Source organism: Candidatus Enterococcus myersii (genome assembly GCF_017316025.1).
Taxonomy (GTDB): domain Bacteria; phylum Bacillota; class Bacilli; order Lactobacillales; family Enterococcaceae; genus Enterococcus_C; species Enterococcus_C montenegrensis.
In genome coordinates this window covers 48421-71407 of record NZ_JAFLVT010000020.1, presented here as the reverse complement: position 1 = coordinate 71407, position 22987 = coordinate 48421, and the positions used below count along the sequence as shown (strand labels likewise).

Below are 22987 nucleotides of genomic sequence, written 5' to 3'. Positions count from 1 at the left end.
TTATATCACTCCATTTCTTCTGGTAATTTCATGATCCCACCGGTATGAGCCGAGGTAACTAAAGCTGAATAGCGGGCTAACCAACCCTTTTTGACTTTACGTTTAAATTGCGGTAACCCTTCTGCACGAAAAGTCATTTCTTCTTGGGATAAAGCTACGTTAATGGTTCGTTTTACTAAGTCAATTGTGATTTCATCACCATCACAAATGAGCGCTATGGGCCCACCACTAGCAGCTTCAGGGGAAATATGACCAACTGCAATTCCTCTTGTTGCCCCAGAAAAACGTCCATCTGTAATTAACGCCACGTCTTTGCCTAAACCACGTCCAACAATGCTAGATGTTGGGGCCAGCATTTCAGGCATTCCTGGTCCGCCTTTTGGCCCTTCATAACGAATTACGACCACATGACCTTTTTGAACAATATGATTGTCAATCGCATTAACTGCTTCATCGTGAGAATTAAAACAAATTGCTTTTCCTGTGAAGACTTTAACACTAGGATCTACCCCACCAACTTTAATGACACTACCTTCTGGTGCGATATTGCCATATAAAATTGATAGTCCACCCACTGGACTATAAGGATTTTCTTTTGGATGAATAACCGCTTCATTTTGAATTGTAGCATGGCCCACATTTTCTCGAATTGTTTTACCCGTCACTGTAATCCGATCGGAATGAATCGCTCCTTCAATGTGAACTAATTCATTAATGATGGCAGAAACACCACCTGCTTTGTGGATATCATGCATTGAATAAGCAGAGGATGGGGCAATTTTAGCTAAATAAGGAACACGTTTAGCAATTGCATTAACTTCTTCCAAATTGTAATTAATTTGTGCTTCATTGGCGATCGCTAAGGTATGTAACACCGTATTGGTTGAACCGCCCATCGCCATATCCAAAGCAAAAGCATCATCGATTGCTTCTTTTGTTACAATTTCACGAGGCTTTATTTGTTTTTTCACAAGATCCATTAAATGATGAGCCGATTTTCGGACTAATTCTTTTCGTTCTTTGGAAACGGCTAAAATCGTCCCATTACCTGGTAATGCTAATCCTAAAATCTCTAACAAACAGTTCATAGAATTGGCGGTAAACATTCCAGCACAAGAACCACAAGTCGGGCAGGCATTTTGTTCTAAAAAATTAAAATCAGCTTCTGACATCTGACCTTCCTTGTAAGCACCAACAGCTTCAAACATTGAAGATAACGTCGCTTTGTGTCCTTTGGGATCAATTCCTGCTTTCATGGGACCGCCAGAACAAAAAATTGAAGGGACATCAGTTCTAACTGAAGCCATGATCATTCCCGGTGTAATCTTGTCGCAATTCGGCATATAAAAAACACCGTCAAACCAGTGCGCGTTTATCACCGTTTCAGCTGCATCAGCAATTAGTTCACGACTAGGCAATGAATAGCGCATCCCAATATGTCCCATCGCAATCCCATCATCAACACCAATTGTATTAAACTCAAAAGGAATGCCACCAGCTTCGCGAATCGCTTCTTTAGCTACTTCAGCAAGCTCTCTTAAATGAACGTGACCGGGAACAATATCGATATAAGAATTGCAGATGGCAATAAAAGGTTTATTCATATCTTGAATATTTTTAACTTGTCCAGTTGCATACAATAAACTGCGAGCTGGCGCCGCATCGATTCCTTTTTTTATTTGATCACTTCTCATTTCATCAGCTCCCATTTTTATCGATTTAAGAAAAAAAGCATCCCAATGTTTTGGGATGCTTTAGTAAGAATCCCTCTCGCTAGCGCAAATAGGACTCAAACAACCGGATTTTTACTCATCTTCCGTGTTCTAAGTCCAGGACTTGATAATTAAAATGACGATTTCATGATTCAAGTCGAATTTGCACATACAGGATTCTCCTATTCTTAAAAAGGCTTATTTTCAATTAATTTTGTTAAATATATCGTGTTCACTAAGTAAAGTCAATGAATTTTCAGAATTTTTTTTATTTTCTTTCTTTATTGTTCAGAAAATTGTTTGCTGTTTTTCCCAAAAAATTTGCGATAAACTGATTATTCTAACACTACTTATTAATTATGCTATCTCAACTCTAATATTTTGTCATTCATAACGAATGTTAGGGTTCATTATTGCATAATTTGAGAAATCATTTTCCTGGTTGCTGCTATTCCTTCATTTTCCAAAGTCGAAACGATTTTACTGCCAATGACAACGCCATCGCAATTGGCTTTAAAACGTGTCACATGTTCTTTTTGACTAATACCAAAACCAGCCAAAACCGGGATACTGCTTTGCTTTGTGATATAGGCCAAGTGGTCGTCTAATTTTTTTTCATAATCATTCTTACTTCCTGTGATGCCGTTAAGTGTTACAGCATAGACAAAGCCTTCTGCTACACTTAAAAGTTCGGTGATACGTTTTTTTGAACTAGTCAAAGAAATCAATTGTAATAATGCAATATCATTTTCATCCAATACTGGTTTGACTAAATCACGATGGTCAAAGGGTAAATCGGGAATGATCATTCCTTTTACATCCGTTTGCGCGATATCTTCAACGAACTTTTCAAGACCATAACGAAAAAAAGAATTTGTATAGCCCATCATGATTAAAGGCACTGGTGCGTGTATCTCTTTTAAGGCAGCGATAATTTTTGCCAATGTTACTTTTTTTTGTAATGCTTTTAGGCCCGCTTTTTGAATTGTTGGACCATCTGCAACTGGGTCAGAAAAAGGAATACCAATTTCAATTGCATCTGCACCACACTCGGCTAACATATGAATTTCTTGGGCTAAATTTTCTAATCCGTTAGCACCGGCCATGAGATAGGGAACAAATAATGTTTTTCCGGTTTCTCTTTTCTTTTGTAAAAAATATGTTAGTGATTTCATCTTATTTTCCCTCTCTTTCTTTGATTTGGGCTACATCTTTATCGCCACGACCAGATAAACAAATTACCATTCCTTCATCTTTAGCTAAATTTGGAGCAAGTTTTAAAGCATACGCAATAGCATGGGAACTTTCCAAAGCAGGAATAATCCCTTCTAACTTGGAAAGCAAGTGAAAAGCAGCTACTGCCTCCTCATCTGTTACACTTACATATTCAGCTCTCTTTATTTCATGTAGATAAGAATGTTCTGGTCCAATCCCCGGATAATCTAGTCCAGCAGAAATAGAAAAAGCTTCTTCGACTTGACCATCCGCATCTTGTAATAAGAACATTTTGCTACCATGTAAAACACCAACTGCCCCTTTAGTTATTGAAGCTGCATGCTGTGAGGTATCAAGTCCTTTACCCGAAGCTTCTACCCCAATTAATTTTACCGATTCATCATTTATAAATGGATAAAACAGCCCCATAGCATTGCTGCCACCACCAACACAGGCAAGGGCAATTTCTGGTAGCTTTTTTTCTTTTGCAAAATATTGTTCCCGGGCTTCTTGACCAATAACACTTTGATAGTCCCGTACAATTTCAGGAAACGGATGGGGACCTAAAACTGATCCCATCACGTAATGCGTATCTTCCACCTGCGCAACCCAATAACGTAATGCCTCATTCACCGCATCTTTTAAGGTTTTACTTCCAGAAGTTACACTAAAAACTTTTGCCCCCAAAAGCTCCATCCGAAAAACATTCAATTCTTGGCGGCTAACATCTACTTCTCCCATAAAAATAATGCATTCCATTCCAAATAGCGCTGCTGCTGTCGCCGTTGCTACCCCATGTTGACCAGCACCCGTTTCAGCAACTATTTTAGTTTTGCCCATTTTTTTCGCTAGCAAAACTTGGCCTAAAGCGTTATTGATCTTATGAGCACCCGTATGATTTAAATCTTCTCTTTTTAAATAAATTTTGCCACCGCCACAATAATTTGTTAAACGTTCGGCAAAAAACAAAGGCGTTTTACGTCCAACATAATCTTTTAAATAATAGCTTAGCTCTGCTTGAAAGGCTTCGTCTTTTTTTGATGCTTCATAGGTTTTAGTCAGTTCTTTAACAGCATACATCAATGTTTCCGGGACAAACTGTCCCCCGAAAGAACCATAAAAACCCTTTTCATTTGGCATTTTATACATCTAATTCCTCCTAAAAAATTTTAATTAGTTTTAACTTTTTGAATAAATGCAGTAATTTTTGCTAAATCTTTTTTTCCTCCAGTTTCAACGCCACTTGAAACATCGACAGCAAATGGTGAAAAATATGCAATGGCCGCTGTTACATTCTGACTGTTTAAACCACCTGCTATAAATAAGTTTGTTTTGTCGATTTTTGCTATCTCAATTTTTTTCCAATCAAAAATAGCACCATTACCACCGGCATATTTTCCAGCTGGAGCATCCAAAAGTAAGTAATCAGCACAACAATTAAAATCTTTTTTGTCAGGGCTTTGGGCAATAATGACAGGTAGTGGTAATGAACCTTTCGGCACTTTGCCGTGAATTTGAATAACATCTAATTTTGCGGTAGTAGCAATTTGTATTACCTCAGCTATTGTTGGTGAAACAAATACACCGACTTTCTTTATTGTTTTAGGTACCACTTCGCTTATTACGGCTGCTTTTTCTGGCGTTATTTGGCGGGGACTTTTGGCAAAAACAAAACCAACATAGTCTACTTTTAATTGACATATTTTTAGCAACGTTTCTTTATCGGTAATGCCGCAAATTTTCACCTTCGTCATTGACAGCTCACCTGCAATTCTTGTATTTTCTCACTAGGATTACTACTGCGCATTAATGTCTCGCCAACTAAAACACCATGAAATTTATCCTTGATTAAATTGACATCTGCTTGCGTTTTAAAACCTGATTCGCTAATATAAATACCTTCATCTGCTATATCACAAGCAATGCTAACATCTATACTAACTTCAAATGTCGTTAAATTACGATTGTTGACACCAATTAAGTCAGCACCTAGGGCTTTTGCTCGTGTGATTTCACCAGCATTGTGACATTCTACCAGTACTTCTAATTGGAGTGATTTAGCATAGTCAAATAATTCTTTTAGATTAGCTTGTGATAATGCTGCTACGATTAGTAAGACCAAGCTAGCCCCCGCATTATAAGCACGATTGATTTGTTTTTTGGAAATGATGAAGTCTTTACAAAGAATCGGTACTTGAACTTTTTTTGCTATTTTTTTTAGATCAGTGATACTACCTTTAAAAAAAATTGGATCTGTTAAAACAGAAATGGCGCTAACTTTCGCTGACTCATAAGTTTTTGCTTGTACTAAGATATCAGCTGTTAAATTAATATCACCTTTTGATGGCGATGCTCGCTTAATCTCACCAATCACATGCATTCTCTGGGGATTTTCTTTCACAATTTTTATAAAGCTGACTAAGTCTTGGCGTAAGATGATCGGTTCTAGCTGCATTTTTGCAACTTCAATTTCTTTTTGTGCTAAAATATTGGCTAAAAAATCCATCAGGCTACCTCCTGTAATTTAATTAACTGTTGCAATTTGTCATAAGCGGCTCCTGATGCAATAATACTTCGTGCATATTCAATGCCTTTTGTGAGACTTAAAACTTTACCATTAGCATAAAAACCAAAAGCAGCATTTAAAATTACTGTATCTAGATAGGGGGAAGTTTTGTTTTGCAAGACGCTTAAAAGAATTTCGCTATTTTCTTTGGCATCTCCTCCTGAAATTGCTGCTATTTCATAAGTTGGTAATCCCAATTCTTTTGAACTAACAACGTGTTGCGTTACATTCTCACCATCAAAAAGCGCATATTGGGTATCCCCGCTTAAATTTGCTTCATCCATCCCGCCAAAACCATGAAGGACAATCGCTCTTTTACGACCTAAGTGCATTAATGTTTCACAAGTTTCTTTGATTAAATCACCCGCACATGTCCCCATTAATTGGGTTTGTAATGTAACGGGATTTGTAAGCGGACCAATTAAATTTAATATCGTCGGTGTCGCCAATTCTTGCCGTATTTTACTGACATAACACATATTTTTATGCATCGCTGGTGCAAAAAGAAAGGCAATACCAATTTCATTTAACAAATAACTTAGCGCTTGTTTTGACAAAGCAAGCTTCACTCCTAACGCTTCTAAAACATCGGCACTACCAGAGCGACTCGAAATACTACGGTTACCGTGCTTTGCCATGGGAATACCGCCTGCTGCCAAAACAAAGGCTGCCGTTGTACTAATATTAAAAGTCTGTAAGTTATCACCTCCTGTACCGCAATTATCCATTGCCGTCACAGGAGTATTGTCAATTTTTAACGCTGCTTGTTGCAACACTTGAGCCAATGCGGCCATCTCATAAGAGGTTACACCTTTTAGTTTTAGCGCAATTAAAAAGGCACTGATTTGACTTTCCCTTAGCTGACCACTAAACATGGCTTGTGCTACTTGTTTCATCTCACCTTCAGCTAAATTTTTTTGTTGATATAATTTTTCAAAAAGCTGCTTCATTTTACTTCCTCCAAAACTGTAATAAAGTTTTTTATCAATTCTTGCCCATATTGGCTGCCGATAGATTCCGGATGAAACTGCAAGCCAAAAATTGGATAGTCTCGATGTTTAATCGCCATAATTAAGCCATCACTACAAGCGTGAACCTCAAGTTTTAAAGGCAAACTGTTTAAAAGTAATGAATGGTAGCGCATAACTTCAAATCTTTCAGGCAATCCTGCAAAAAGACCACATCCCTTGTGATAAAGCTCGGAAACTTTCCCGTGTAAAACCCCAGGGGCTTGAATGATCTGCCCACCAAAAACTTCTCCGATTGCCTGATGTCCCAAACAAATTCCCAGCATTGGCTTTGTCTGATAAAAATTTCGAATCAAGTTTTCCATCTCACCAGCTTCACTGGGGACACCTGGTCCTGGTGAGAATACAATCGCCTCTGCAACATTTGCAACCTCGTACAAATCTGGATCATCATTTCTTAAAATTGTTAATTTTCTACCAGGAAAAAGCTGCGCTAAATTATAAGTAAAAGAGTCATAATTATCTACCAACAAAATCATAATCCCACCTCCAAAAGCCCTTGAGCTTTATGTAGTGTCTCGAAATATTCTTTTGTAGGGTTCGAGTCGTAGACAACACCGGCACCGGCTTGTAAATAAATGATTTGATTTTTGACAACTGCTGTTCGAATTGCAATTGCAAAATCCGCTTCATTATTCAAGGAGTAATAGCCAACCGCGCCAGCATAGACACCTCTTTTCACTTTTTCAAATTGATAGATTCGCTGCATTGTGCGAATCTTTGGCGCACCAGAAACTGTTCCCACTGGTAATATGGCTTTTAAGGCGTCCATAGGCGTTAGCTCTTTTTTTATTTTTCCTTCCACAACAGAACAGATGTGCATCACAAAGCGATATTTTTCAATTGTCATCAGCTGCGTTACAGCAACTGATCCTAATTTTGATACCTTATTCAAATCATTTCGGGCTAAATCAATTAACATCATGTGTTCTGCTCGTTCTTTTTCATCAGCCAGTAACTCTTTAGCAAAAAGCTTATCTTCTAATTCACTTTTCCCCCGCGGTCTCGTACCTGCAATTGGATTCGTTACTATTTTTTGATCTTTTACACTGACTAAAATTTCTGGTGATGCACCGATAATTTGGTAATCTTTAAAATCCAAATAATACATATATGGCGATGGATTTGATTTTCTTAACTGACGATAATAGGCAAATGGCGTAACTGTTAATTCAGCTGTTAATCTTTGGGATAAAACAACTTGAAACATATCTCCGGCGGCAATTAATTTCTTGGCATTTTTAACAATTGTTTCAAACTTTTTTTGACAAACAGAGGGCTCAGCTTTTAGCTTTAATGCCCTCATAGGTGTCATTTCATCTTCTGCCATTACTTTTATTTCTTCTACTAACTGCTGACAACGCCTTTGCAATGTTGTTTTATCACAATTGCTGTAGGCGTTGCTACAGATGATAGTGACCTGCTTTTTAACGTGCTCATAGATCACATATGTTTCAAAAAGATAAAGATGTAAATCTGGCAATTCCATTTCATCAGGAGGTATGCTACCGATATTTTCATAGCAAGCCGCGATATCATAGCCAACATAACCAATTGCCCCTCCTTGAAAGGGCAATTGGGGTAAAATATCACAATTTTTCACGACATATTTTTCTAATTCTTTTAAAGGATCTGTCACTGGGTAACAGTTATTTTGCGTTTGGAAGATTCCATTTTGATAGGACAACTTATCGATTGGATCAAGTGCAATCATCGAATAGCACTCCTGTTGATGATTTTGAAGCAAACTTTCCAATAAAAATTTTTCTTTGGATTTTAAGCGTAAATATAATGAAACTGGTGTTAAAAAGTCACCATTCATCCTTTGTATAATTTTCATACCATCCCTCCATTTAAAAAACAAAAAAGCCCCCAAGCCTGCTAATGCAGACTTGAGGGCGAATAGCTCACGGTGCCACCTCATTTTGTTTATTCCAAGCAATTTAAGTAACCTAAATAAACCTCTTATTCAGTCGTCAAACAACAACCTTCCTTTAGATAACGGGAGTTTTCCGGATAACCCTACTGATGTTCAAGTTATCAGCGCAAAAGTCCATTCACAAATTTTGACTTACTGACTCGCACCTGCCGCCAGTTCTCTGAAAAGCCTGAAAATTTGTTACTCCTCTTTTGTTCGCTTAATATTTAAAGCCAATCATACAGAAACAAGTAAAATAAGTCAAGAATTTTCAGAATATTCTTTTGAGTTTTTATTTAAAATAGCACTTTATTTATCTTTTTTTAGCTAAATAAAGTGATTGTGAACCCATTTTTTCATAAATACTTTTTAAAACATCCGAATTAACTACTTCTTTTTGGCCGTAAGGATCGTTAACGTAAATATCGCTATCTTTAACACCAGTAATTACCACTGCATGACATAGTGCTGTTACTGAAACACTGCCATTATTTGTTTGCCACAGCATAAAATCACCTTCTGTTGGGATAACAAAATCGACGGTAGTTATAATCCAAACAGGTACACCATTCATTACTTGTTGCAACAAAGAATAAAAATCAGTATTGCTTGAACTGACAACACGATAGTCACTTTGCACAACTGATTTTGCTAATTTGGCAATTGGCTCTACAAAAGCCCCCATTGCTAGGTAACCTTCATAAATGTTACCGACAAAACCACTACGGGGATCACCGTGAATATCATTTTCTTCATCTTCATAAACTGGCACATAAGCTAACTTTTCTGCCAATTCATTTTTATTTGTCTTATAACCATAAAATTGGAGCAACATCGAAAGTGCCGTTATTTCACAACCATTTTCAAGGGGAACATCTCCTGCAAACTGATTTTCAAGCGGCACATCGAGTAAAGTGTTAGAAACTTTACCCTGCTCTTCATTTAGTGTATTAACTGTTTTTTCAAAGGATTGGTTTTCCTTTTCATTTATCTTAAATGTCTTTGTTTGGAGCAAAATAGTTCCCGTGAGGACTAGTAATATTATAAAAGTCTTTTTTAACATCGCCTTTTTTGCCCCTTTCTTTTCTACTTACAGTATAAATACAAAAGCTTAAAGTAAGCTAAAGAAAAGCTTTAAATGTAGAAAATGGGTTAAATTTAGCAATTAGAAAGACTGGTCGTTGCAATAAATTTATTAGTAAGTCACCTTATCTTGAAATTTTTTACTAGCTGTCAATTTCTGACAAAACAAAAAACCGTCAGAGCCCTAGGGCCCTGGCGGTCTTTTCACTGCAATTATTTCACAGCATCTTTCAATGCTTTACCTGGTTTGAAAGCAGGTACTTTGCTTGCAGGGATTTCAATTTCATCACCAGTTTGTGGGTTACGTCCTTTACGAGCCGCGCGAGAGCGAACTTCAAAGTTACCAAAACCGATTAATTGAACTTTTTCACCTTTAGCTAAAGCATCTTGGATTGTTGAGAAAACAGCATCTACAGCTGCAGTAGCGTCTTTCTTAGTTAAGTCAGTAGCTTGTGCAACTTTTTCGATCAATTCAGCTTTATTTGCCATGGATGATTTCACCTCCTAAAAAGAGTCTTGATGTAAACATCAATTCACAAAAATTTGAGTGGTCCAACTTTCTGTGAAAAATATTGATCAGTATCAATATTCTGATACTACGTTATCATAAGAACCTTGTAATATCAAGGATTTTGGGCATTTTAAGCAGCTTTTTTCACCTGCATGATTCTTTTTATCAAAAGGGAGCGTTATCTTTTGATAAAGCGATAAAAATATGATAAAATCGCTATTTTCGCCGTCTTGGAATAACTCGAATTGGCGTTCCTTCAAAGGTGAAGGCTTTCCGAATTTGGTTTTCTAAAAAGCGTGCATATGAAAAGTGCATCAATTCTTCTTCATTCACAAAAATAATAAAGGTTGGTGGTTTTACTGCCACTTGCGTTGCGTAAAAAATCTTCAAACGTTTGCCTTTATCTGTAGGTGTTGGATTAATTGCCACCGCATCCATTATAATATCATTTAAGACTGCTGATGGAACTCGAAGATTTTGATTCATGCTGACTTCTTCAATTAATTCTGGTAATTTTCCTAGGCGTTGTTTGGTTACAGCAGAAACGAAAATAATCGGTGCGTAATCCAGATATTGAAACTCATCTCTAATTTCAGCTTCAAAATCGCGCATGGTATTGGTTTCTTTTTCAACTAAATCCCACTTGTTGACAACTATAATCATTCCTTTACCAGCCTCATGAGCATAGCCTGCTACCCGTTTGTCTTGTTCCCGGATGCCTTCTTCACCATTTAAGACCATTAAAACAACGTCGGAACGTTCAATTGCCCGCATTGCTCGCATGACCGAATATTTTTCGGTACTTTCATACACTTTGCCACGCTTACGCATACCAGCTGTATCGATCATTAAAAATTCTTGCCCGTTTTCAGAAGTAAAATGCGTATCAATTGCGTCTCTAGTTGTTCCTTCAATATCTGAAACGATTACGCGATCTTCACCTAAAATTGCATTGATTAAAGAAGATTTTCCAACATTAGGACGACCGATCAAACTAAATTTAATAACACCTTCGTCTTCTTCTTCCATTTCATCACTAAAATGTTTAACAGCTTCGTCTAATACATCCCCTAGACCTAAACCATGGCTACCAGAAATTGGATACGGATCGCCTAGTCCTAAAGAATAAAACTCATAAATTTCAGAACGCATTTCGGGATTGTCGACTTTATTGACAGCTAAAATTACTGGTTTATTACTGCGATATAAAATCCGTGCGACCATTTCGTCAGCATCAGTCACGCCTTCTTTAGCGCTCGTGACAAAAATAATCACATCAGCTTCATCAATTGCAATTTCTGCTTGATGTTTAATTTGTTCCATAAAAGGTTCATCACCTAAGTCAATCCCACCAGTATCAATAATACTGAAATCGCGACCTAGCCATTCACCACTTGCATAAATACGGTCTCGCGTAACACCTGGAGTATCTTCCACAATTGAAATACGCTCACCGGCAATGCGGTTAAAAATTGTCGATTTTCCCACATTGGGACGGCCGACAATCGCAAGAGTTGGATTTGCCATAACTCTACCTCCTCGTTTCTTCACAACAATTTCTTTTAATAAAAAATTTTATCTTTATCGTAACAAAATTTATCTGATAATACAGTCCACTTGCACAATCTTTCTTAGTTTACCTAAAGCACAGACAACATGCAAGTAAAAAAAAGAAAAGAGACACTGCATCTCATAGAGAAATTATGCAGTATCTCTTCATTTTTTACAACTTATACGAAATTATTCTTCGTCTTCTTTAACGACGTCATTTGCATCTTCAGAAACAGTTGCTTCTTCATTTGCGTCATCATTATCAGCTAAAGCTTGACCTAAAATATCACCCATTGTAAAACCAGTACTTTCTTCTGGTAATTCATAGCTGTCTTCTTCCACAACTTTTTCTTCAGCTGGTTTTTCTTCTAATGCTTTAATTGAAAGCGCAATGCGATGTTCATCAGGATTTACTTCCAAAACTTTCACTTTCACTTCGTCACCTTCATGCAATACTTCATGAGGTGTGGCAATGTGTTTGTGAGAAATTTGGGAAATGTGAACCAATCCTTCTACTCCTGGAAATACTTCTACAAAAGCACCAAAACTTGTTAGACGTTTTACAGTACCATCTAAAACTGTTCCCACTGCTGCCTTTTCTTCAATGTCAGACCACGGTCCAGGCAAAGTATCTTTAATAGATAATGAAATACGTTCTTTTTCAGGATCAATCGATAATACTTTTACTTGTACTTTATCGCCAACTTTTAGAGCATCGCTTGGTTTGTCGACATGACTATGAGAGATTTCAGAGACGTGAACTAAACCATCAATTCCCCCCAGGTCAACAAAGGCACCAAAATCAGTTAAACGTGCAACTGTCCCTTCAATCACATCACCATCGTGAATAGAACTTAACAATTCTTCTTTACGAACAGCTTTTTGTGCTTCCACAACTGCTTTATGTGATAAGATCAAACGATTTTCTGATGGTTCAATTTCGATAATTTTGAAAGTCAAAGTTTGACCTTTATATTCTTCAAAATCAGCTACAAAATGATCTTCAACCATTGAAGCTGGCACAAAACCGCGCACGCCAACATCAACAACTAAGCCACCTTTAACCACATTGGTAACAGGTGCTTCGATAATTTTGCCATCTTTAAAGTCTTGTTCAATATCTTCCCAGACTTTTTTTGCATCTAAACGGCGTTTTGATAATAAGTAACTACCGTTTTCTTTATCTTTACCAATCGAAGAGATGACAACTAACTCTAAGACATCCCCTACTTTTACAGCTTCGTTGATATCTTCAACTGGAAGAGTTGATAATTCTTTAACTGGAACTACCCCTTCAACACCAGCGCCTTCAATACCGACGATGGCTTGTTTGTCTTCAACGGCTAAAACTTCGCCTTTGACAATATCCCCCACCTTGACTTCTTGGAAGCTTTCCAAAGCATCCGCCATAGATTCGCCGTTTTCTACTTGATTGTTTTCAAATTCTGTCATGACATATGTCCTCCTAACCAACAATTAATCGATCGCTGTGCACTACACACTACAATTTTAAGTTTAAATTATTCTACCCCAAAAATAAAGCGATTTCCATTATTTCTTGAAAATTGCTCCATTTTAGCGTTTTTTCCCTTTAAAATTGGTGTTACCAGTAAATTTCATCCGAAGATAGGGTTACTTTAGATAAAATTTAGCCTCTTAGTCTATTATAACGACACAAAAAACATTTCACCAAATAAAAAGACTTACACCTAAACTGTGTAAGTCTCAAAAATTACAAATAACCTTTTTCGTTAACAACTGCTTTAATCATTGCCACTACTTCTACGATTGTTTTTCCGGTCGTATCAATTAAAATTGCATCTTGCGCTTGTTTTAAAGGAGAGACTTCACGATGGGAGTCAATGTAATCCCGTTTTTCAATTTCTGCTTTTAACGTTTCAAAATCTGTTGGGATTCCTTTTGCCTGATTTTCTTTGTAGCGGCGTTCTGCTCTTTCTTTGACACTTGCAACTAGAAAAATTTTCACTTCAGCATCTGGTAACACAGCTGTGCCAATATCCCGTCCATCCATCACCACACCACCGTCTTTTGCGATGATTTGTTGTTGCTTAACGAGCTCTTTGCGAACTAACTCATGGGCAGAAACTTCAGAGACGTTATTGGTGACATCTGATTTTCTGATAGCTAAGGTGACATCCTCACCATTAATAAAAACCAATTGTCCTGCTTCACTTTGTTTAAACGTAATCGGATAACGATGGATTAGCGCAACTAGCCCTGCTTCATCTGAAAATAAGACGTGATGTTTAATCGCCATGAAAGTCACACTACGGTACATAGCCCCTGTATCCGTATAGATGAAGCCGTAATCTTTTGCTAAAATTTTCGCTACTGTACTTTTACCAGAAGAAGCTGGTCCATCAATTGCAATATTAATTTTTTCCATTTGTTTGCCACCTATCTTTAGACATTAGAAAAGTTTTTTAAATACTTTTTTAAACAAACGCTTAAAGTAACCTTCGCTTTTAAGTGGGAACTTAGCATGTACAAAGTAAATTAAAAAACTAGACATTAAGAAAGCCGAACCAAAAATACCGTGATTTTTGGAGCGGCTATTTTTTACTTAATTCGTAATTGTTGGCCTGGATATAACAAGAAGTTATTTGGATCAATGCCATTTAGTTGATATAGTTGATCAACTGAAATCCCAGCTCGCGCTGCAACTTGATTTGGACCTTCACCATTTTGAACAGTGATGTATTGTTCACCAGCTTGTGCATTTTGATCTTGTTGATTTTGATTTTGTTGTTGATTTTGGTTTGCTTGATTTTGTTGCTCTTGATTTTGATTTTCTTGTTGATTATTTTCCGTTGAGCTTGGTACTGATTCTTCACTTGAACTTGAACTTGATTCACTTTCAGAAGATTCAGTCGTTGAACTTTCGGCTGTTGAAGATTCTTCAGTCGATGATTCTTTGGTTGAAGAAACTAATGACGAAGAAGCCGTTGATGGTGTAGAATCGGCATTCTTCTTATCATGTGTTAACCACATAACAAAGCCTGCTGGTACTAAGATACAAAGTGATAATAAGATGACCAAAATAACTAAGAACTTTGATGTTCCACGCTTTTGACGGCGCTGTTGTGCTCGTGATGAAGTTTCATCATCGGTATCATAAATTGGTTGTTCCCATGGTTCTTGTGTTTCGTTGTCAAAATCATTTTTCTTTTTACTCAATGTTCCTACCTCCTGAAAAGCTTTCGCAGTGTATTATACCATAGGCATTTTATTGTTGTCGCTAAAATATAACTTCAATCGTTTTCTTTAAATAATTTTAGGAAAATCTCCTGCCAATGTTTTGTTTCAGTCCTTCTCTTTTGTGCACTTTGGCTATATTTTATGACCGCATTGTCATTATCACAACACTCAGGCGGCTTTTGTTGCAAACTTTCAGCAAAATTATCTAAGATAAAAGCGCGGCGACAAGTAGTCGTTTGAATATAAGCTAGCATTTGAGCTAATTTATCACTTTTCACCTGCTCATTTACTTTTAGCGCTTGTAACACTTCGTTAGAACCTATACTCTGACTCAAATCAAGCCACTTTCTTTGTAGTTCGCTATTTATTTCCGAGCGTTCATTTAACAATTGTTGGAAACCACTACGTTCATCTTGGCGCATTTGTTTGAAGTAATGATGAATTTTTTCATCATTTTTTTGATAAAGTAATATTGCCTGGCTTATCTTGCCATCCCGTCCTGCGCGGCCGATTTCTTGTACATAGTTTTCAATACTGTCAGGTAGATCAAAATGGATAACAAAACGAATATCCCCTTTGTCAATCCCCATTCCAAATGCATTAGTCGCAATTAAGATATCAAGTTGGTTACTTTGAAATTGCAACTGTAAGCGACTTCTTTCACTCCCATTTAAACCACCGTGGTAAAAGCCGACATTAAATTTGTCTTTTAAGTTTTGATAAAGAAATTCTACTGTTTTTTTGGTAGCGCAATAAATAATTCCCGGACCGAGCATATTTTCTAATAAGTTTTCTAAGTCGGGCAATTTTTCTTGCGTGTGCTGTACAAAAAGACGAATGTTTTTTCGATCTACTGATTTTTTTACCAACTGATAATCGTTATCCAGTAAAAGTTGGGCAATATCGGTTTGAACAAAAGATGTCGCCGTTGCCGTTAACGCTAGTGTAACGGGATTATCTAAAAATTCTTTGACCTTATTTAATTGCCGATACTCCGGTCTAAAATCAATGCCCCATTGCGATACACAATGAGCCTCATCTATGACAAACAAGCCAATTTTTTGACGTTTTAATACTTGTAAAACCTTTTTTTGCCATAGCATTTCAGGGCTAATAAATAAAAACTTGTAATCTGCTATATGAAGCAAGACAAATTCTTTTTCTGCGGCTGTCAACTGACTATTTAAAGCCACCGCTGATCCTAATTTAGGCTGTATTTGATTTACTTGATCTTCCATTAGTGCAATTAGCGGCGACACGACAATTGTCATCCCTGAGGTTAAATAACTGGCTAACTGATAACACAAACTTTTACCAGTTGCTGTTGGTAAAATGCCAAGAACATCTTTTTTTGCTAATAGTGCTGTAATTACTTCTTTTTGACCAGGCCGAAAAGTTGTAAAGCCAAAATAGTATTTTAGACTATCCTCTAATATCATAATTTTCGTCCCTCTTTTGTTTAATTTGATACAAACGAAACTCGATAAAATCCAACGGAAATTTTTCATTTACAGCACTATAGCGCATGGCATATACATCTTCTTTTGCAGCGAGTAAATCTAAGTTTTCCCGGCTGGCTTTTGAAATAAAGCGCTCAAAGGGAAAACTTTCTTCGTATAATGACCATTCAACAATATGGTCAGAAATTGTCCCGACTTTTAAATCACGAATCTGTGCAACTTCGCCAATTGATTTTTCTTCTAATAAGAGTTGTCTTGTATAAAGCATGCTCTTGTTATAATTCTGTTGTAAAAGACCTTTTAAAAGTTGATAACACAACGTCTTTTTCTGAGCTTTTTTTATTTCCTTTAATAAAGGGTGCAGACAACTAGCCTGATAAAGTTGACTCCAAGGCTCCTTTTGATATTCGTCTGGCAGTATTTGATAAGCTGTTTTAGCCAAAACAGTAGCCCCGCTAAATTGTTGTGCTAAAAAATCGCCTGCAACTTGTGTTAGTTTATTAAAAAGTTGCGCTAATTCTTCATATAAAATATCCGGACTTGCTTTTTGCTGTGTGATGAGTTGGGCAACTGGACGTGTAAATAACGGACTTGTCTCTAAAGGGCGCAAATTTTCTTGCCCCTTTGAAACCTGTTGAATAAAGTAAGCCAGTAGTCGAAAACAATTTTCATCACTGCGACCAAAATTAAAATAATCCACTTCAAGTAAACTTTCTCTTAACTGAAGGTTCAATTGGCTTTGTCCCTTGGCTGTAATCCGATAAGTTGCAGCCTCACTTTTAACCAACAATCCTTCTTTTTCTAACGTGGCAATAGCATTTTCAAATACTTTTAAAGAAAGATCTACTTGGCAACCTAAAAAAGGTAATAAATTCGTAAAAAAAGCATAACTCATAATTGCTGATGTTCGCTTGCCTTTTAGCAAATGAAAAAGCGTGCTGGTCTTTAACTTGTCAGTCATTGAAAATAAGGCTAAAATAAATTGATTCATAAAAAATCCTCCTGAAAGTTGGTGGAAAAAATGACGACGACTTGCCGTCTTGTCCCAGAACGCTGTATCGCCTGTGGTCTTTGTGCAATTTATGCACCCGATATTTTTGATTACGATGAAGAAGGTATCGTTTTGTTTAAAGAAGAACCAGAAGCTAGCCAACAGTTTGTACGTACCAAAGAACTCACTGCAGTAAAAAAAGCCGCTGCTAAATGTCCTGTCAGAGCAATTTTACTTGAAAAAGAAAAAGCGCGCTAGTTGAAATTACTTTAAAAATACTACTTTTAAATAGCATACGAAATAACAGAAAAAAAAACAAAATAATAGAAAAAACGAAATAAAATACCCAAACGCTCAAGATTGTCCTTATCTCACAGTTATAAAACTGTCAGTAAGAAGATCATTGCGTTTGGGTATTTGTGTTAATTTTTTCGTTTAGAGCTGTGTGAAACTATTTTGCACATAAACGATAAATAGATTCAGCGTAAATGTCCATTGCTTTGTACATTTGGTCTAATTCCCATTGTTCATTGGCTTGGTGCATAAAGTCTGGTGTGTCTTCAAACATTGCACCATAAGCTACACAATTTTTCATTGTGCGGGCAAAAGTTGCACCACCAGAAATTTCAGGTTCTGTCATATCCCCTGTCATTTCCCGGTAAGTTGCTAATAATGTTTTGACTAAAGTAGAATCTTGAGGGACATATAAAGAATCTAACCAATCAAATTCTTGATAAGTCAAATCGTATTCCTTCACTTTTGCTGCAATTTTTTCTTCTAATTCTTCTTTTTTAACTGTTACTGGTAAGCGCATATCTACACCAATTTTAGTTTCTTTTGGCGAAATAACTAAACTGGCAAAGTTCATTGTCAACTCACCTGATTGCGCATCTTGTGTTTTACCAACAACATTTTCGCCTGTTGCATTTTCCTTAACTAGTTTGCCTAAGAAATTCAAAGGAGCAAAGTCGACCACTTCACTTAATGCCATAGCTAAACGCGTAATTGCGTTAATTCCTTCTGGTGCGTCTTTTGCGTGAACGCTCTTACCTTGAACAACAACTGTCTCCCCTTCCATTTCATAAGGGAAGCCTAATTTGTCTAAAGCAGCTTTGACTGCATTTACGTGTTCACCTTCATAAGAAGCTGTATCTGGCACAACGTTTAGCGCACCACCAGCATTAACAGCAATTTTATCCGTTCCTGGGCCAACAAGATAAGCTTGTAGCAAACCTTTTTCAGCAAATGTTAACGGGAAGCTGTGGTCTGGCGCGATTCCAGCTGTTGCACTTTCTTCTTTTTCGTTATATTTTTCCATACAACGCCATAAGTTTTCTTCATCAGAACCAAAGATAAAACGAATGCGTTGGTTAAATTCAACACCATCATCCATTAATGCTTTAACAGCATATAACGCAGCCATTGAAGGACCTTTATCATCTTGGGAACCGCGACCGTAGATAATACCATCTTTAATGACTGGATCAAACGGATCAGTATTCCAACCTTTTTGTTCGGCGGCTGGCACTACATCCATGTGACATAAAATCGCAAATAAATCGTCTCCTTGACCGACTTCAGCATAGGCATAGTAACCTTCTGGATCTTTAAACGTCCGAAAACCAATGCTATCACAAATTTCTAAAACTTGATCTAAAGCTTTCACTACGTTTTTCCCGAATGGATGGCCTTCACCACTGTCAGATTCATCTAAAACTGAAGGAACCTGGATTAATTTTTTTAATGCTTCGACTGCTTCTTCGTGATGCTTTTGGGTAACGAATTGTTTCATTGTACTACCTCCTAAATTTTAAAAGTAAAAAAGTAAAGTTGCATAACTTTTTTACAAATTACCAAAAATAAGAAAAAGAGAGCTTCAAGAATAACCGAAACTCTCTTTTTAAAACTGAGAAACTCAGTTATAGATATAAAGTTAACTTCATCTTAGCCAAATTATGAAAATTTGTCTATCTTATAGTATTGTCCCAATTGCAAGCAAGATACAAATTGCCACAAATAAAATGGCAATTAATTTGGTGATGTATTTCCACCATTTACCAATATCAATGCGGGCAATCGCAACAGCACCCATAACAATAGCAGAAGTTGGTGTAATTAAGTTTACCAAACCTGAAGCTGATTGATAAGCTGTGATAACTAAATCTTTACCAACACCAGCAAATTCGCCCATTGGTCCAATAATACCCATTGTTGCTGCGGCAAGACCAGATGTTGATGGAATTAAAAATGACATTGGAATGTAGAAAATAAATGTCAAAATGATAAAGACGATAGATGAAAGACCTGAAAGTCCTTTTTCACCCCAGTTTAAGATGGTATCGGTGATCATCCCGTTGTTCATCACAACTTGAATACCACGGGCAACAGCTACGACGATGGCAACCCCGATTAAATCAGAAGCACCCGTTAAAAATTCAGAAATAAAGTCTGATTCTTTAAAGCCGTAAACAATTGCAACAATAATTGACATCAATAAGAATAACATTGTAATTTCTGGGAAGTACCATTGACCAAATGGTAGCATATCTTTTCCTAACACCATGCCTAAACCTGGAAGACCGGATAGCCATTTAGTAAAGTTGGCAAAAATATTAATCCCAAATTCTTCCCAAGGAATTAAACTCAAAATCATCAAGAAGAATGTCACGATAAACAAGATATTTACGTTACGTTGTTTTTTCGTTACGCCTTCTTGACGGTTAATTGCTTCAATATCGAAATGTTTTGCGTCTTCTTCTCTTTGGCTGTAAACGATTGATTGCGTTGGATCTTTTTCAATTTTTGCTGCATAACGATAAACGTAAGCAATTGAAATACCCACCAAGACAACCCACATGATAATACGTAATAACATACCGTCTGCCATTGAAATACCAACTGCATCAGAAGCAACCCCTGTGGCAAATGGGTTAACTGTTGATGCTAAACAGCCAACTTGAGAACCAATTAGCACGATTGATACAGCAACGATAGAGTCAAAACCAACCGCCATCATAACTGGAATCAGTAATGAATAAAACGGAATTGTTTCTTCGGCCATCCCATAAGTTGAACCGCCCAAAGCAAAAATTGGTAATAAGATAAAGATTAAGTTCTTTTCACGGCCTTTAAAGCGTTTTACAATTGAGCCGATACCTGCATCTAATGCGCCGGTTTTGTTAACGATTCCAAGAAATCCCCCAACGATTAAGATGAAAAATGAAATCGAGATAGCTGGATCTGTTGTATCAGAACCTAACATCCCTAAAACTGGTGCCATCATAACATCGTAGAACCCTTGTGGATTTTGAGCAACCCGTTCATAGGTTCCTGCTAAAATGTTACCAGCATCGTCCACTTTATAATGACCGGCTGGAATGAACCAAGTCAAAATGGCGATGAATGCAATGATAATGAATAATACCGTGTACGCTGAAGGCATCTGGAATTTTTTCTTCGTTTGCGTATTTTCCATTTTTTCTCTTCCTCTCTTTTCTATATTGTAACTATAAAATAGATTACATAGTTATTTTATCAAAGATAAGACGATCTGGGAAATAATTACACAAGTTTTTTTATCGTCTTTTTCTTTTTGTTATTATGCATATTCATTTTATAGTGTACGAATTTGTAAGTAGAACGGATTGCCACGGTCTTTGTTCCACTCCTACAATAATTGTAACGCTAGATTTTTTTACTAATATGAAAAATACCCACTTAAAAACGTGATGGATTTCTCTTTATACAATACCTTTTTGATTATTATACAATTCATTGCATATAAAAACCCAACAAGATGAAAACGCTTTATCATTTTGCTTCTTTTTGTATTTTATTTCATTAAAAAAAAGCAATGTTTTTTTGAATTAAAGATTTCGTATTTTAATAATCCTAGTTAGCTAGAAAATTTGGGCACAAAACACACAAATTTCCGCAATAAGTTAAATTTGTGGGAAGTTTTTTAGCCACTGTTAATTTTTTAAAAGTTTTTTTATTTTTGAAGGATACGTTTTGAGATAGTGATTGACCGATTGCTAAAAAATTCTTATCAAAAAAAGATGGCACAAATGTCTGCTCAACATTTGTGCCATCTTTTTAATTTTAACCAATGTGTTGCTGTTTACGTCGTTTTTGCTCTAAAAATGGAAGCAATTTGGTGTAAATGACTAAGAATGCTGCACTGACAATCGCACCTTTTAATAAATTAAAGGGTACAACACCAATTGCAACGTATTGAGCCAGTGACATGCCTAACATTTTATCAGTTGTCAGACCTAATACATTTAAATAGACAGGTGTGATAACAAAATAGTTAGCAATACTCATGAAAATCGTCATAGCTAAAACGCCACTTGTTACTCCTAAAACTTTTCTGGCAATTTTTTTATTACCATTTTTATTCCCGTTAAAGAAATAATACATTGGTAAAGTAAAGAGTACACTAGCAAAAAAGCTTGCAGCATCGCCAATTAAATTACTCAACTCTAAGCCGGTTGTAAGTAGGTGTAATAAGGAACGGATAAAAGCTGTCGCAATCCCTGCCATCGGCCCGAATAAAAACATGCTCAACATTACGGGTATGTCGCTAAAGTCAACTTTCATAAAAGAAAAAGCCGGTAAAAGTGGAAACGCAACATACTGTAAAATAACTCCCATTGCTGCAAATAATGCAACAGCCACCATTTTTTGTACCTTTGTGTTCTTCATTGAAATCCTCCTAGGTAAGGACCCATCTTCAATCGAACCTTTTGAAATAACTTTTCCAATAAAAAAACTCTATTTTCCATGCAGGGAAAATAGAGTTAGAGTTATCTGAAATAAGCTACTTCAAATAAGCCCTATCTTCTTTATCCAGACTATACTGTCGGTATCGGAATTACACCGATTCAACCGCAACTTAATGCAGTTCGTGGACTATTACCACCGGTCGGGAATCACACCCTGCCCCTGAAGACGAACCTTGTATTTAATTACACTTACATTATATAAGAAAAGAGAAAAATTACAAGTATTAATTCTTGGCTAAATTTAAAAGTTGGCTAACCTCTTTTTTGTGCAAAGGACGATACTCCCCGGGGCGTAAGTTTTCTAAGGTTAAATTGCCATATTTTTCCCGCTTCAACTTTTGCACAGGTAGACCTACTGCTTGCAACATTTTTTTAACTTGATGATTGCGACCCTCGTGGATCGTTAGTTGAATAATTGAGGTTTGTGCCTTTGTATCAGCAGATAAAACATCATAGCGTGCTGGCGCATATTTGACACCTTCAAAATACAAGTCGCGACTTAATGGCCGTAATTGTTGTTTTTCTGGCACGCCTTTTACTTTAGCCACATAAACTTTATCGACTTCGTGTTTGGGGTGAGTTAGTTTTTGGGCAAACGCACCATCATTTGTTAATAATAATAATCCTGACGTATCATAATCCAGACGACCGACCGGATAAATTCGTTCAGAAATTCCCATAAAGTAATCCGTTACCACTTTGCGTCCTTTATCATCACTAACCGCAGATATGACTCCACGAGGTTTATAAAACATAAAATAAACAGGTTCTTCTTGATTAATTGGAACGTTATCTACTTCAATTTGATCTTTGGGACTGACTTTAATTCCTAGTTCTGTTACCGTTGTGCCATTAACTTTGACTCTTTTTTGCGTGATTAATTCCTCTGCTTTACGGCGTGATGCAATGCCTGCATGGGCAATTACTTTTTGTAGTCTCTCCATCA

General features: G+C 36.7%; 21 protein-coding genes, 1 riboswitch and 1 other annotated feature. Of the genes, 1 reads left to right on the top strand and 20 read right to left on the bottom strand.

Annotation, left to right across the window (positions count from 1 at the left end; all coding sequences use genetic code 11):
- Nucleotides 1-5: 5 nt before the first annotated feature.
- From ilvD to JZO76_RS13440, 16 genes are all read right to left on the bottom strand, one after another.
- The gene (gene ilvD, locus JZO76_RS13515; protein WP_206905639.1) at nt 6-1694 is read right to left on the bottom strand and encodes a dihydroxy-acid dehydratase; all 1689 of its coding nucleotides are present in this window, start codon (nt 1692-1694) and stop codon (nt 6-8) included.
- A 428-nt stretch (nt 1695-2122) separates the two neighbouring features.
- Complete coding sequence (gene trpA / locus JZO76_RS13510) at nt 2123-2887, bottom strand: tryptophan synthase subunit alpha (RefSeq protein WP_206905637.1); 765 nt, start codon at nt 2885-2887, stop codon at nt 2123-2125.
- A 1-nt stretch (nt 2888) separates the two neighbouring features.
- Nucleotides 2889-4076: a tryptophan synthase subunit beta gene (trpB, locus tag JZO76_RS13505; RefSeq protein ID WP_206905635.1), complete on the bottom strand. Its 1188-nt coding sequence runs from the start codon at nt 4074-4076 to the stop codon at nt 2889-2891.
- Between the two features lie 20 nt (nt 4077-4096).
- Nucleotides 4097-4681, bottom strand: a complete 585-nt coding sequence (locus JZO76_RS13500; RefSeq protein WP_206905633.1) for a phosphoribosylanthranilate isomerase — start codon at nt 4679-4681, stop codon at nt 4097-4099.
- The gene (gene trpC, locus JZO76_RS13495) at nt 4678-5433 is read right to left on the bottom strand and encodes an indole-3-glycerol phosphate synthase TrpC (RefSeq protein ID WP_206905631.1); all 756 of its coding nucleotides are present in this window, start codon (nt 5431-5433) and stop codon (nt 4678-4680) included. Before trpC ends, JZO76_RS13500 begins: the two co-directional genes overlap by 4 nt.
- Nucleotides 5433-6443 (bottom strand): anthranilate phosphoribosyltransferase, encoded by a 1011-nt coding sequence (trpD, locus tag JZO76_RS13490; RefSeq protein WP_206905628.1) that lies wholly within the window; start codon nt 6441-6443, stop codon nt 5433-5435. The genes trpC and trpD overlap by 1 nt, the downstream gene beginning before the upstream one ends.
- Entirely contained in the window at nt 6440-7000 is a 561-nt protein-coding gene (locus JZO76_RS13485; protein WP_206905624.1) for an anthranilate synthase component II, read from the bottom strand. Before JZO76_RS13485 ends, trpD begins: the two co-directional genes overlap by 4 nt.
- A complete protein-coding gene (trpE, locus tag JZO76_RS13480; protein WP_206905621.1) occupies nt 6997-8361 on the bottom strand; it encodes an anthranilate synthase component I in 1365 nt (454 codons plus the stop codon). The genes JZO76_RS13485 and trpE overlap by 4 nt, the downstream gene beginning before the upstream one ends.
- Nucleotides 8362-8412: 51 nt before the next feature.
- Nucleotides 8413-8665 (bottom strand) — a binding site (T-box leader).
- An 87-nt stretch (nt 8666-8752) separates the two neighbouring features.
- A complete protein-coding gene (locus tag JZO76_RS13475; protein WP_206905619.1) occupies nt 8753-9502 on the bottom strand; it encodes a C39 family peptidase in 750 nt (249 codons plus the stop codon).
- Nucleotides 9503-9735: 233 nt separating this feature from the next.
- Nucleotides 9736-10011: an HU family DNA-binding protein gene (locus tag JZO76_RS13470; RefSeq protein ID WP_016172327.1), complete on the bottom strand. Its 276-nt coding sequence runs from the start codon at nt 10009-10011 to the stop codon at nt 9736-9738.
- Nucleotides 10012-10249: 238 nt separating this feature from the next.
- Complete coding sequence (gene der / locus JZO76_RS13465) at nt 10250-11560, bottom strand: ribosome biogenesis GTPase Der (RefSeq protein WP_206905617.1); 1311 nt, start codon at nt 11558-11560, stop codon at nt 10250-10252.
- Between the two features lie 213 nt (nt 11561-11773).
- Nucleotides 11774-13036, bottom strand: a complete 1263-nt coding sequence (gene rpsA / locus JZO76_RS13460; protein WP_206905616.1) for a 30S ribosomal protein S1 — start codon at nt 13034-13036, stop codon at nt 11774-11776.
- Between the two features lie 280 nt (nt 13037-13316).
- Entirely contained in the window at nt 13317-13991 is a 675-nt protein-coding gene (cmk, locus tag JZO76_RS13455) for a (d)CMP kinase (RefSeq protein WP_206905613.1), read from the bottom strand.
- A 173-nt stretch (nt 13992-14164) separates the two neighbouring features.
- The gene (locus JZO76_RS13450) at nt 14165-14782 is read right to left on the bottom strand and encodes an SAG1386/EF1546 family surface-associated protein (protein WP_206905612.1); all 618 of its coding nucleotides are present in this window, start codon (nt 14780-14782) and stop codon (nt 14165-14167) included.
- A 74-nt stretch (nt 14783-14856) separates the two neighbouring features.
- On the bottom strand, nt 14857-16242 hold the full coding sequence (locus tag JZO76_RS13445; RefSeq protein ID WP_206905611.1) for a RecQ family ATP-dependent DNA helicase: 1386 nt from the start codon (nt 16240-16242) through the stop codon (nt 14857-14859).
- Nucleotides 16226-17254 carry a helix-turn-helix domain-containing protein gene (locus JZO76_RS13440; RefSeq protein ID WP_206905610.1) on the bottom strand — a complete coding sequence of 343 codons (1029 nt, stop codon included), beginning with the start codon at nt 17252-17254 and terminating at the stop codon, nt 16226-16228. Before JZO76_RS13440 ends, JZO76_RS13445 begins: the two co-directional genes overlap by 17 nt.
- 30 nt (nt 17255-17284) lie before the next feature.
- Here JZO76_RS13440 and JZO76_RS13435 point away from each other — a divergent pair, with 30 nt between their 5' ends.
- The gene (locus JZO76_RS13435; protein WP_206905609.1) at nt 17285-17512 is read left to right on the top strand and encodes a ferredoxin; all 228 of its coding nucleotides are present in this window, start codon (nt 17285-17287) and stop codon (nt 17510-17512) included.
- 193 nt (nt 17513-17705) lie between these two features.
- Here JZO76_RS13435 and JZO76_RS13430 read toward each other — a convergent pair whose 3' ends face one another.
- The 4 genes from JZO76_RS13430 to JZO76_RS13415 all read right to left on the bottom strand — a co-directional run bounded on the left by JZO76_RS13430 (nt 17706) and on the right by JZO76_RS13415 (nt 22985).
- Nucleotides 17706-19046, bottom strand: coding sequence for a M20 family metallopeptidase (locus JZO76_RS13430; protein WP_206905608.1), 1341 nt, complete (start codon nt 19044-19046; stop codon nt 17706-17708).
- Between the two features lie 180 nt (nt 19047-19226).
- Nucleotides 19227-20729 (bottom strand): YfcC family protein, encoded by a 1503-nt coding sequence (locus JZO76_RS13425; protein WP_206905607.1) that lies wholly within the window; start codon nt 20727-20729, stop codon nt 19227-19229.
- A 626-nt stretch (nt 20730-21355) separates the two neighbouring features.
- Complete coding sequence (locus JZO76_RS13420; RefSeq protein WP_206905606.1) at nt 21356-21961, bottom strand: ECF transporter S component; 606 nt, start codon at nt 21959-21961, stop codon at nt 21356-21358.
- 129 nt (nt 21962-22090) lie between these two features.
- Nucleotides 22091-22213: riboswitch (FMN riboswitch) on the bottom strand.
- 52 nt (nt 22214-22265) lie between these two features.
- Nucleotides 22266-22985, bottom strand: a complete 720-nt coding sequence (locus tag JZO76_RS13415; RefSeq protein ID WP_206905779.1) for a pseudouridine synthase — start codon at nt 22983-22985, stop codon at nt 22266-22268.
- Nucleotides 22986-22987 lie beyond the last annotated feature (2 nt).